Source organism: Klebsiella sp. PK01, assembly GCF_057624675.1.
The window spans coordinates 306,249-319,024 of record NZ_JBYEZM010000004.1; the positions used below are offsets into that span (position 1 = coordinate 306,249).

The 12,776-nt window shown below is 54.8% G+C and carries 8 protein-coding genes; 5 read left to right on the forward strand and 3 right to left on the reverse strand.

The features are described 5' to 3' along the window. Window positions 1-108: 108 nt before the first annotated feature. Entirely contained in the window at window positions 109-1,215 is a 1,107-nt protein-coding gene (locus AC22LX_RS14690; RefSeq protein ID WP_045393433.1) for an alkene reductase, read from the reverse strand. 206 nt (window positions 1,216-1,421) lie between these two features. On the opposite strand from AC22LX_RS14690, the gene cadC reads away from it, so the two are divergent. From cadC to lysS, 5 genes are all read left to right on the forward strand, one after another. After that, window positions 1,422-2,948: a lysine decarboxylation/transport transcriptional activator CadC gene (gene cadC, locus AC22LX_RS14695; protein WP_047049462.1), complete on the forward strand. Its 1,527-nt coding sequence runs from the start codon at window positions 1,422-1,424 to the stop codon at window positions 2,946-2,948. A gap of 365 nt (window positions 2,949-3,313) precedes the next feature. Beyond that, window positions 3,314-4,651 carry a cadaverine/lysine antiporter gene (cadB, locus tag AC22LX_RS14700; RefSeq protein WP_487334047.1) on the forward strand — a complete coding sequence of 446 codons (1,338 nt, stop codon included), beginning with the start codon at window positions 3,314-3,316 and terminating at the stop codon, window positions 4,649-4,651. An 82-nt stretch (window positions 4,652-4,733) separates the two neighbouring features. Beyond that, window positions 4,734-6,881 (forward strand): lysine decarboxylase CadA, encoded by a 2,148-nt coding sequence (cadA, locus tag AC22LX_RS14705; RefSeq protein ID WP_015367858.1) that lies wholly within the window; start codon window positions 4,734-4,736, stop codon window positions 6,879-6,881. A 60-nt stretch (window positions 6,882-6,941) separates the two neighbouring features. Further along, entirely contained in the window at window positions 6,942-8,417 is a 1,476-nt protein-coding gene (gene dtpD / locus AC22LX_RS14710) for a dipeptide permease DtpD (protein ID WP_045393424.1), read from the forward strand. A gap of 331 nt (window positions 8,418-8,748) precedes the next feature. Next, window positions 8,749-10,266 (forward strand): lysine--tRNA ligase, encoded by a 1,518-nt coding sequence (lysS, locus tag AC22LX_RS14715; protein WP_015704650.1) that lies wholly within the window; start codon window positions 8,749-8,751, stop codon window positions 10,264-10,266. Window positions 10,267-10,324: 58 nt separating this feature from the next. Here lysS and AC22LX_RS14720 read toward each other — a convergent pair whose 3' ends face one another. Both AC22LX_RS14720 and AC22LX_RS14725 read right to left on the reverse strand, forming a co-directional pair. Continuing rightward, entirely contained in the window at window positions 10,325-11,713 is a 1,389-nt protein-coding gene (locus AC22LX_RS14720; RefSeq protein WP_045393421.1) for an amidohydrolase family protein, read from the reverse strand. Window positions 11,714-11,730: 17 nt separating this feature from the next. Further along, complete coding sequence (locus tag AC22LX_RS14725; RefSeq protein ID WP_487334048.1) at window positions 11,731-12,681, reverse strand: carbamate kinase family protein; 951 nt, start codon at window positions 12,679-12,681, stop codon at window positions 11,731-11,733. Window positions 12,682-12,776: the final 95 nt, after the last annotated feature.

Below are 12,776 nucleotides of genomic sequence, written 5' to 3' on the forward strand. Positions count from 1 at the left end.
AATCACATTGATTAATTATACATAAACGTCGAGAGTCTTATTTTTAACCCGGCACGCCACAGCGCTGCCGGGTTTTTTATTTAAGTTCCAGGAAGCGATTTGCTCCGTTTACTTCGCATCGACGGTAGGATAGTCGAGGTAGCCCTCTTTACCACCGCCGAAAAACTGCTCTCTGATTGGCTGGTTCAGCGGCAGGTTGTGCTGCAGGCGATAGGGCAGATCCGGGTTGGCGATAAACGGACGGCCAAAACCAATCAGGTCGGCCCAGCCTTTGGCCAGCGCCTCTTCGGCACGTTCTACGGTGTATTTCCCTGAATAAATCATCGTGCCGCGGAACACCTGACGCAGCGCTTCTTTAAAGGCGGCGGGCATCACCGGCGCATCATCCCAGTCGGCTTCGGCGATATGAATATAGGCGATGCCGATATCATTAAGGACGCTGGCCGCCGCCAGATAAGTAGCTTCCGGCGTATCGTCTTTCGACCCCATTAAGGTGGTCAGCGGCGCCAGGCGGATACCCAGTTTCTCTTTACCAATCGCATCGGCAACGGCCTGCGCCACTTCTTTCAGGAAACGCAGGCGATTGGTTAACGAACCGCCATACTCATCGGTGCGCTGGTTTTCTCGAGAATCAATAAACTGATTAATCAGATAGCCATTTGCACCGTGGAGCTCAACGCCATCGAAGCCGGCGGCAATAGCGTTGCGCGCGGCCTGCGCATATTGTTCGATAATCGCCGGGATCTCTGCACGGGTCAGGGCGCGCGGCATTGAGTGCTGCACCATTTCACCGACGCCATTTTCCGGACCGCGGCCTTCGACATCGACAAAGACCTTCACCCCTTCAGCCTGAATAGCAGATGAGGAAACCGGTGCGGCATTACCCGGCTGCAGGACGGTATGGGAGACACGCCCTACGTGCCAGAGCTGGGCAAAAATTTTGCCTCCCGCCTGGTGTACCGCAGCGGTGACTTTTTTCCAGCCGGCGATCTGCGCTTCATTATAGATGCCCGGCGTCCAGGCATAACCCTGTCCCTGTTGGCTAATCTGTGTGCCTTCGCTGATAATTAAACCGGCGCTGGCGCGTTGGGCGTAATACTCCGCCATCTGTTCGGTAGCGACATCTCCGGCCCCGGCGCGGGAACGCGTCATCGGCGGCATCACGATACGGTTGTTTAACGGCAGGGCCTGCAAGGAATAGTGGTCGAATAACATAATGCGTCTCCTTAACGACTTGATGGACGCAGCATAGACCCTGGCTATTTTGGATTAAATGACAACGATGTTCATAGACTGTTAACTGATTTGTATATAAAGGGAGTAGCTTATGCCAAACGTGTGGGGTATTGACCACCCGCATAATTAGGTAGGCGAAATGTGGTATTATCGCGCCTTTCCCTTTTCGTCCTGGGGTTTTTTTTATGCAACAACCTGTTGTTCGCGTTGGGGAATGGCTCGTTACTCCTTCTGTAAACCAAATTAGCCGGAACGGACGTCAGCTTACTCTCGAACCGCGTTTAATCGATCTTCTGGTCTACTTTGCTCAACATCCTGGCGAGGTACTCAGCCGGGACGAGCTTATCGATAACGTCTGGACGCGCAACGTGGTGACCAGCCATGTCGTCACCCAGAGTATTTCCGAATTGCGTAAATCGCTGAAAGACGGCGATGACGGCAGCATGGAATATATTGCGACGGTGCCAAAACGCGGTTACAAGCTAACGGTCCCGGTAATTTGGTGTACGGAAGAGGGCGAAGAGTTGGCGCCGGTCGTACCGCCAGCGGCCCCTGTCTCCGTTCCTGAAACGTCGCCACCGACTATCTCTTCTCCATCTGTCGCGCCAGCGGCGCCGGCAGTGCCGGAAAAACGTAAACGGATCACCACCTTCTGGGTGTGGACGCTGTTTCTGCTGGCGTTGGGCAGTTGCGTCGCGTTAGTCGCCTTGTCGTCGATAGAATCGCGGCCGCCGGAAACCAAAACTCGCCTGCTGCTAAACCCGCGCGATATCGACATACACCTGGTAAACGGCAGTTCATGCAACAACTGGGCGTCGCAGCATGCTTATGCCGTTGGGCTGGGCAGCCTGATTACTACTTCGCTCAATACCTTCTCGACCTTTATGGTCCATGATAAAACCAACTACAACATCAACGAACCCAGCAGTTCGGGTAAAACGTTGACCATCGAATTCGTTAATCAGCGCCACTATCGCGCCCAGCAGTGCTTTATGTCGGTGAAACTGGTCGATAACGCCGACGGCTCGACGATGCTCGATAAACGCTACTTTATTACCATGGATAACCAGCTCACCATCCAGAATGACCTGCTGGATAGTCTATCAACCGCGCTAATGCAGCCGTGGCCGGATCGCATGAAAGCGATGCTGAAACAGTATCAACCCGCGCAAAGCCCTTCGTTAACCCGTCTTTATCAGGCCCATCAGCTATTAATGAAAGGCGATGTCGATTCACTCGGTAAAGCCAGCGATATACTTGATGACGTCATTAAACAATCGCCGGACTTTATTTATGCTTACGCCGAAAAAGCGCTGGTGGATGTATTACGTCATTCGCAGCAGCCGTTGGATGAAAAACAATTAGCGACGCTGTATGCCGAGGTTGGGAAAGTAGGTGAAATGCCCGGCATTAAAGATATGGCGATCTTCTACCAGATAAAAACGGTAGATATGTTAGGCAAAGGGAAAATAGATGAAGCGTACAGCGCTATCAACACGGGCATTGATTTAGAAATGTCGTGGATGAATTATGTGCTGCTCGGTAAAGTCTATGAGATGAAAGGACAGAACCGCGAAGCTGCCGATGCCTACCTGACGGCGTTTAATTTACGCCCTGGCGAAAACACCTTGTACTGGATTGAAAACGGAGTATTCCAGACCTCCGTCACCCGCGTAGTACCGTATCTCGATAATTTCCTCGCTTCAGAATAAGTAAACCCTCATCATGCTCATGGTTTTGAGTATGATGAGGTTAAATTTATGTATCTCATGAGCACTCTGATTGTTACCTGAAATAAGCGTTGTTTTCCTGCCTGGTAACACAATTTCAACACCGAAGTGACTCTATAACTCTTTGTAAGTATACGATGTTTATCTTTTTTTGATATCAACATGTCATGTTTATATGTTAATCGAAAAAGGTCAAAATATCATTTGTCTGATGTTTGTAGTTATTTCACTTTATCTTTAGGATTTATCTCGTACGAATCAGTAATCTTGTTGGCAGTTGGTCGGGTCAATAAATGGTTCTATATCATGATCTGTACCTCCCAAATAAACTTAGGAGAAAAACAACCATGAGTTCTGCCAAGAAGATCGGGCTATTTGCCTGTACCGGCGTAGTCGCCGGTAATATGATGGGGAGCGGTATTGCACTATTACCTGCGAACCTCGCCAGCATCGGTGGTATTGCCATTTGGGGTTGGGTAATTTCTATTATTGGCGCGATGTCTTTGGCTTATGTTTATGCCCGACTGGCGACCAAGAACCCGCAGCAGGGTGGTCCAATTGCTTATGCAGGGGAAATTTCTCCGGCCTTCGGTTTCCAGACCGGCGTCCTTTATTATCATGCAAACTGGATTGGTAACCTGGCAATCGGTATTACCGCCGTCTCTTATCTCTCTACGTTCTTCCCAATTTTAAATAACCCGGTGCCAGCAGGTATTGCCTGTATTGCCATCGTGTGGATCTTTACTTTCGTTAATATGCTCGGCGGGACCTGGGTAAGCCGTCTGACCACCATTGGTCTGGTACTGGTGCTTATTCCGGTGGTGATGACTGCGGTCGTCGGCTGGCATTGGTTTGACGCGGCAATCTATCAGGCGAACTGGAACACCTCCAGCACTACCGATAGCCACGCGGTCATTAAAAGTATCCTGCTCTGCCTGTGGGCCTTCGTTGGCGTAGAATCCGCCGCAGTGAGTACCGGGATGGTGAAAAACCCGAAACGTACCGTACCGCTGGCAACCATGCTGGGTACTGCGATGGCCGGTATCGTCTATATCGCCGCGACTCAGGTTATCGCCGGTATGTATCCTGCTTCTCAGATGGCTGCGTCCGGCGCGCCGTTCGCAATTAGCGCCTCTACCATTCTCGGCGGCTGGGCTGCTCCGATGGTTTCCGCTTTCACCGCCTTCGCTTGCCTGACTTCTCTGGGCTCGTGGATGATGCTGGTTGGCCAGGCCGGTGTACGTGCCGCCAACGACGGTAACTTCCCGAAAGTGTATGGCGAAGTCGATAGCAACGGTATCCCGAAAAAAGGCCTGCTGCTGGCGGCGGTGAAAATGACCGCGCTGATGGTGCTGATTACCCTGATGAACTCCGCCGGTGGTAAAGCATCTGACCTGTTCGGCGAGCTGACCGGTATCGCGGTACTGCTGACCATGCTGCCTTACTTCTACTCCTGTGTTGACCTGATTCGTTTCGAAGGCATCAACATTCGCAACTTCGTTAGCCTGATTTGCTCGGTACTGGGTTGCGTGTTCTGCTTCATCGCGCTGATGGGCGCAAGCTCCTTCGAACTGGCCGGCACCTTCATCGTTAGCCTGATTATCCTGATGTTCTACGGTCGCAAAATGCACCAGCGCCAGCAGAACAACGCAGCGGATAACAACAGCCCCGCTAACGCGCACTAATCAGTAAACCGTTTTCCTGAGGCTCCTTCCATCACCTGTCACATCGTGACGGGAGGGGCTTTCTACATCTGGAGATTTGACTATGAACGTTATTGCAATCATGAATCACATGGGTGTTTACTTCAAAGAAGAACCCATCCGTGAACTGCATCGTGCTCTCGAACGCCTGGACTTCCGTATTGTCTACCCGAACGACCGTGACGACTTATTAAAACTTATCGAAAACAACTCTCGTCTGTGCGGCGTGATCTTCGACTGGGATAAATACAATCTCGAACTGTGCGAAGAAATCAGCAAAATGAACGAGTACATGCCGCTGTACGCTTTCGCTAACACCTACTCCACCCTGGACGTTAGCCTCAACGATCTGCGCATGCAGGTTCGCTTCTTCGAATATGCGCTGGGCGCCGCTGAAGATATCGCGAACAAAATCAAACAGAACACTGACGAATACATCGACACCATTCTGCCGCCGCTGACCAAAGCGCTGTTCAAATATGTACGTGAAGGCAAATACACCTTCTGTACCCCAGGCCACATGGGCGGTACCGCGTTCCAGAAAAGCCCGGTAGGCAGCATCTTCTATGATTTCTTTGGTTCCAACACCATGAAATCCGATATCTCCATTTCGGTTTCTGAACTGGGTTCACTGCTCGACCACAGCGGCCCGCACAAAGAAGCGGAAGAGTATATCGCTCGCGTTTTCAACGCCGAACGCAGCTACATGGTGACCAACGGTACATCTACCGCTAACAAAATCGTCGGTATGTACTCCGCGCCTGCCGGCAGCACCGTGCTGATTGACCGTAACTGCCATAAATCGCTGACTCACCTGATGATGATGAGCGACATTACGCCGATCTACTTCCGTCCGACCCGTAACGCCTACGGTATCCTCGGCGGTATTCCGCAGAGCGAGTTCCAGCACGCGACTATCGCCAAGCGTGTGAAAGAGACGCCGAATGCGACCTGGCCGGTACACGCGGTTATCACCAACTCAACCTATGATGGTCTGCTGTATAACACCGACTTCATCAAGAAAACCCTGGATGTGAAATCCATCCACTTTGACTCCGCATGGGTGCCTTACACCAACTTCTCGCCGATCTATGAAGGCAAATGCGGGATGAGCGGCGGCCGCGTTGAAGGGAAAGTGATCTACGAAACCCAGTCCACGCATAAACTGCTGGCGGCATTCTCCCAGGCTTCGATGATCCACGTGAAAGGCGACGTTAACGAAGAAACCTTCAACGAAGCCTACATGATGCACACCACCACTTCTCCGCACTACGGTATTGTGGCTTCCACCGAAACCGCGGCAGCGATGATGCGCGGTAACGCCGGTAAACGCCTGATCGACGGTTCTATCGAACGTTCTATCAAGTTCCGTAAAGAGATCAAACGTCTGAAAGGCGAGTCTGAAGGCTGGTTCTTCGATGTATGGCAGCCGGAACATATCGATGGCGCTGAATGCTGGCCGCTGCGTTCCGATAGCGCATGGCACGGTTTCAAAAACATCGATAACGAGCACATGTACCTCGACCCGATCAAAGTCACGCTGCTGACTCCGGGGATGAAGAAAGACGGCACCATGGATGATTTCGGTATTCCGGCAAGCATCGTGGCGAAATATCTCGACGAACACGGCATCGTGGTTGAGAAAACCGGTCCGTACAACCTGCTGTTCCTGTTCAGCATCGGTATCGATAAGACAAAAGCGCTGAGCCTGCTGCGCGCGCTGACCGACTTCAAACGTGCGTTCGACCTGAACCTGCGGGTGAAAAACATGCTGCCGTCGCTGTACCGTGAAGATCCTGAATTCTATGAAAACATGCGTATTCAGGACCTGGCGCAGAACATTCATAAACTGGTTGAGCATCACAACCTGCCGGACCTGATGTTCCGCGCATTCGAAGTGCTGCCATCCATGGTGATGACCCCGTATGCCGCGTTCCAGAAAGAGCTGCACGGTCAGACTGAAGAGGTTTACCTCGAAGAGATGGTAGGCCGCGTCAACGCCAACATGATCCTGCCGTATCCTCCGGGAGTTCCGCTGGTTATGCCTGGTGAAATGATCACCGAAGAAAGCCGCCCGGTACTGGAGTTCCTGCAGATGCTGTGCGAAATCGGCGCTCACTACCCGGGCTTCGAAACCGATATCCACGGCGCATACCGTCAGGCGGATGGTCGTTACACCGTTAAAGTGCTGAAAGAAGAAAACAACAAGTAATAGACGCACACAAGGGAAGTGGCTTGCCACTTCCCTTTTTTCACGCTGCAAGGAGAACCTATGAAAACACCCTCACAGCCGCGCGCGATTTACTACATCGTAGCGATCCAGATCTGGGAGTACTTCAGCTTTTACGGCATGCGCGCCTTACTCATCCTTTATCTCACCCACCAACTTGGCTTTGACGATAGCCACGCCATCAGTCTGTTCAGCGCCTACGCATCTTTAGTTTACGTAACCCCCATTCTCGGCGGCTGGCTTGCCGACCGCCTGCTCGGCAACCGCACGGCGGTGATTGCCGGGGCGTTGTTAATGACTCTCGGCCACGTGGTGCTGGGCGTCGAATCTGATTCCACCTGGAGCCTCTATCTGGCGCTGGCGATCATTATCTGCGGCTATGGCCTGTTCAAATCCAATATCAGCTGCCTGCTCGGCGAACTGTACGCCGCTGACGACCATCGTCGCGATGGCGGTTTCTCGCTGCTGTATGCCGCCGGTAACGTCGGTTCGATAGCCGCGCCGATTGCCTGTGGACTGGCGGCGCAGTGGTACGGCTGGCATATCGGCTTTGCGCTGGCGGGGATCGGCATGTTCATCGGCCTGATGATTTTCTTAAGCGGTAGCCGCTATTTCCGCGACACCCGCGGCGTCGATAAACAGGCGCTGTGCGCGGTGAAATTCGCGCTGCCGACCTGGGGCTGGCTGGTGGTGATGCTGTGCCTGGCGCCGGTGTTCTTCACCTTGCTGTTGGAAAACAACTGGTCCGGTTATCTGCTGGCGATTGTCTGCCTGTTCGCCGCGCAAATGGTGGCGCGGATCATGATCAAATCACCGCAGCATCGCCGCGCGCTGTGGCAAATCGTTCTACTGATGTTGACCGGGACACTGTTCTGGGTGCTGGCGCAGCAGGGCGGAAGCTCAATTAGCCTGTTTATCGACCACTTTGTTGATCGTCGACTGTTCAATATTGAAGTGCCGACCGCGCTGTTCCAGTCGGTTAATGCGGTAGCGGTGATGGCGGCAGGCGTGATCCTGGCGTGGCTGATCCGCCCGGAAGGGCGAACCCGCTCGGTGTTAAAAGTGTGGCTGAAATTCGCATTCGGCCTGCTGCTGATGGGCGGCGGATTTATGCTGCTGGCGCTGAATGCCCGCCACGGCGCGGCTGACGGTCAGGCCTCGATGGGCATGATGGTCGCCGGGCTGGCGATGATGGGCTTTGCCGAGCTGTTTATTGATCCGGTGGCGATGGCGCAGATAACCCGTCTGAACATGCCCGGCGTCACCGGCGTATTGACCGGCATTTATATGCTGGCCACCGGCGCGGTCGCCAACTGGCTGGCCGGGGTGGTGGCGCAGCAAACTACCGAGTCGCAAATCAGCGACACGGCGATTGCCGCCTATCAGCATTTCTTCTCGCAGATGGGCGAATGGACCATCGGCTGCGTGGCGGTGATTGTCGTTATCGCCTTTGCCGCAGCCTGTAGCGTGGGCAAACGCCGTGCGGCTGCGGGTGAAGTTCCCGGCGGCGGCGCCTGATGCTCATCCCGGCTCGTGGCGTAAACGCCTTATTCGGGCCGCGATTCGTAGCCCCGGTAAGCGCAGCGCGACCGGGGGTATGACATCAACAGCGGAGCGCGAAGTCGTTCGTTGCACAGCCAAGAGAACAGGAGGTGGATATTCTGGCAGGCGCGGAGGCCAACGATAAAAAATACCGTTAGTGAAGCCATAGCTGAGTGAGATCAGCTTGTAGTGAATCCAGAGTCGTTAAGATTGTTCTCTGGTGTGTTACCAGAGACAGGCCGCGCTGAATGGTGACCTGGTTCAATTTATCGAAGCTAGTTTGAAAGCAGGGTTATGAGGAACCAACATGTCTGAACAACAAGCACAAGGTGCCGATGAGGCAATTGACCTTAATAATGAACTGAAAACTCGTCGCGAAAAATTGGCTGCGCTGCGTGAGCAGGGCGTCGCTTTCCCGAACGATTTCCGTCGCGATCATACCTCTGACCAATTGCACGCTGAATTCGATGCGAAGGATAACGATGAACTCGCTTCCCTGAACGTTGAAGTCTCTGTTGCTGGCCGTATGATGACCCGCCGCATCATGGGTAAAGCCTCTTTCGTTACCCTTCAGGACGTCGGCGGCCGCATTCAGCTGTACGTCGCGCGCGATGACCTGCCGGAAGGCGTCTATAACGAACAGTTTAAAAAATGGGATCTCGGCGACATCATTGCCGCCCGCGGCAAGCTGTTCAAAACGCAAACCGGCGAACTCTCCATTCACTGCACCGAGCTGCGTCTGCTGACCAAAGCCCTGCGCCCGCTGCCGGATAAATTCCACGGCCTGCAGGATCAGGAAGTCCGCTATCGCCAGCGTTATCTGGATCTGATCGCCAACGAAGAGTCGCGTCATACGTTCCGTATCCGTTCGCAGATCCTCGCCACCATGCGTCAGTTCATGGTTGCCCGCGGCTTTATGGAAGTCGAAACCCCGATGATGCAGGTGATCCCAGGCGGCGCTTCCGCCCGTCCATTCATCACCCATCACAACGCGCTGGATCTGGATATGTACCTGCGCATCGCGCCGGAACTGTATCTGAAACGTCTGGTAGTCGGCGGCTTCGAACGCGTGTTCGAAATCAACCGTAACTTCCGTAACGAAGGGATCTCCGTACGCCATAACCCAGAGTTCACCATGATGGAACTCTATATGGCGTATGCGGATTACAAAGACCTGATCGAACTGACCGAGTCGCTGTTCCGCACTCTGGCGCAGACGGTGCTGGGCAAAACCGAAGTGCCGTATGGCGACCAGGTGTTTGACTTCGGCAAGCCGTTTGAAAAACTGACCATGCGTGAAGCTATCAAGAAACACCGCCCGGAAACCAATATGGCGGATCTGGATAACTTCGACGCGGCGAAAGCGCTGGCGGAATCTATCGGTATTCAGGTAGAGAAAAGCTGGGGTCTGGGACGTATCGTCACGGAGATCTTCGATGAAGTGGCGGAAGCGCATCTGATCCAGCCGACCTTCATCACCGAATATCCGGCGGAAGTTTCTCCGCTGGCGCGCCGCAACGACGTGAACCCGGAAATTACCGACCGCTTCGAGTTCTTCATCGGCGGCCGTGAAATCGGTAACGGTTTCAGCGAGCTGAACGATGCGGAAGATCAGGCGCAGCGTTTCCAGGATCAGGTCAACGCCAAAGCGGCGGGCGACGACGAAGCGATGTTCTATGACGAAGACTACGTTACCGCGCTGGAGTACGGCCTGCCGCCGACCGCCGGTCTGGGTATCGGTATCGACCGCATGGTGATGCTGTTCACCAACAGCCACACCATCCGCGACGTTATTCTGTTCCCGGCCATGCGTCCGCAGAAGTAATCGCGTCTGATAAATGACAAAACCCCGGCTTGCCGGGGTTTTTTACATGACGCTGGCATCAGGCGCCGACGCTGCCCCAGACCATCTTACCGTTATGGAAGGTGGCGGTGCGCGGCGAAATTCGCGCCACGGCTTCGGCGGAGCAGGAGGCATCAACCAGCACAAAGCTGGCGTCGTCCTGCGCTTTTGGCCATACGCGCTCGCCTTTGTCATTCAGCGGCAGCACGTCGCCGGTGGCGATGGCCAGCGCGCGCGACAGGGTCTGCTCATTGGGGCGGATATACAGCTGCGCGTAGAGATTGGCTTTCTCCAGCATGTCGCCCAGCCCGTACGGCGACCAGTGGTCAATCACGCTATCGGTACCGGTCATCACGAAGACGCCTTTTTCGCGCAGTTGCTTGAGCGGCATGTGCAGAGTGCCGATCGGCACGGTGGAGGCGATGGTGATCTGCTGCGCCGCCATGCGGCTAGCGATGGCATCGACCTGCTGTTCATTGAGCGTCGCCAGCGCGAAAGCGTGGCTGATGGTCAGCTTGCCTTTCAGCGCCGGCGTCTTCTCCACGGTTTCCACCATATAGTTCACCGCCGCCACGCCCGCCGGGCTGGTTTCATGCAGATGAATATCCACCCCTTTGTCGTAATCCAGCGCAATCTGGAACATGGTATCGAGCGATTTCTCCATCGCGCCATCGACGTTAGTCGGGTCGAGGCCGCCTACGTAGTGGGCGCCGGCCTGCATCGCTTCGCGTACCAGCGATTCCGATTTCGACAGCAGCAGCCCGTGCTGCGGAAAAGCGACGATTTCGCAATCGAAGCCTGGTTTACGCCGCGCCAGCACTTCCTGCAGATTCTCCAGGTTCTTCAGCCCGGACACCGGCTCAATATTGCAGTGGCTGCGGGCGATAGAGGAGCCTTTGGATTGAATCAGGTCGATAAGCTTCTCGGCGTGCGCCTGCGTATAAGGCTGGAGTTCCGGCAGCAGTTTCTGCTCAAGCTTGATCATATCCTGAATGGTGGTGCCCGCCGGGCGGTTCAGCGAACGCCACGGGCCGCCGTAAAACGTTTTGTCCAGATGGATATGCATGTCGCGCATGGCAGGCAACATCAGTTTACCGCCCGCATCGTAGCGCGGCAGCGTGGCGTCCGGGTGGCTCAGATTGCTGCGCAGGGCGACGATTTTGCCGTCTTTTATTTCCAGCGTTTGCAGCTCGGTCCGGGTGTGAACCACTACGCCGTTTTCATATTCGAAGCCGCTTTCCAGCAGGACGTTATCAAGGTAGTAGTGCTTATCGGCGACCCTGGCCGCGCCTTTATTATCGTAGGTGGCGGCGGACGGCTGGCCTCCGACGGCATACGCCGCAGGCGCGCCCGCCGCCAGCAGGGCGGCGGCGGTGACCATTTTGCCGCTTTGGGTAAGAAATTCGCGACGGCTGTTGTCTTTATTCATCCTTTTTTCCTTTTGTGTCAGTCATGCACAATATGGGTTCCCGTTTCGCCGCGTAGCGCGGCTGGCAGACATTCCGGCGTAGTGATGATCACCCGCTTGCCGCCGTGTTGCAGGAACGCGAGGCTGGCGACGATTTTTGGCAGCATGCTGCCAGCCGGGAAATGTCCTTCTTGCATATAGCGGCTCATCTCGCTGATGCCGACGCGACCCAATGCCAGCTGATCAGGCTTGCCGAAATTAACGCACACTTTCTCCACCCCGGTGGTGATAACCAGAATATCAGCATCAATTTCGCGGGCCAGCAGGGCGGTTGAGAGATCTTTGTCGATCACCGCGTCCACGCTCTGGTAGTCGCCCTGCGGGCTGCGCACCACCGGGATCCCGCCGCCGCCGGCGCCGATCACCACAAAGCCTTGCCGGGTCAGCGCCTTGATGGCTTCTGCTTCGACAATGCGTTTCGGCTCCGGCGAGGCGACTACCCGGCGATAGCCACGGCCCGAATCTTCCACAAAGCGCCACTCAGGATGCGCCTGCTGCAGTTCATCGCGCTGGTTTTCGCTGAAGAACGCGCCTATAGGCTTAGTCGGATGGGTAAAGCCGGGATCGTTTTTATCGACTTCAACCTGCGTGACGACGGTAACCGCCTTTTGCTCGCCGCGCTGGGCGAGGCGGTTATTCAGCGCCTGCTGAATGAGGTAGCCGATGCCGCCCTGGGTATCGGCGACGCAGTTGGCCAGCGGCGTCAGCGGCAGACCTTCACGCTCGTGGGCTATCTCCGAGCGGCGTAAATCCAGCCCAACCTGCGGGCCGTTACCGTGGGTTAGTACCACGTTATAGTCCGATGCCAGCATCTCCAGCACCGTACTGGCCACCGCTTTGACCGCCTCGGCCTGATGCTCGATCGACTGGCTGGCGTTATCTTTGATAATGCTGTTGCCGCCAATGGCAACGACGATGAGTTCTTTCATATCTGACTTCCGCTACAGAAGGTGATGTAGTTATTGTTATTGTGTGGTCGTGGTAGTCGCCCGGCCAGGCGTAGGGCTGCCGGGGATTTCCCGGG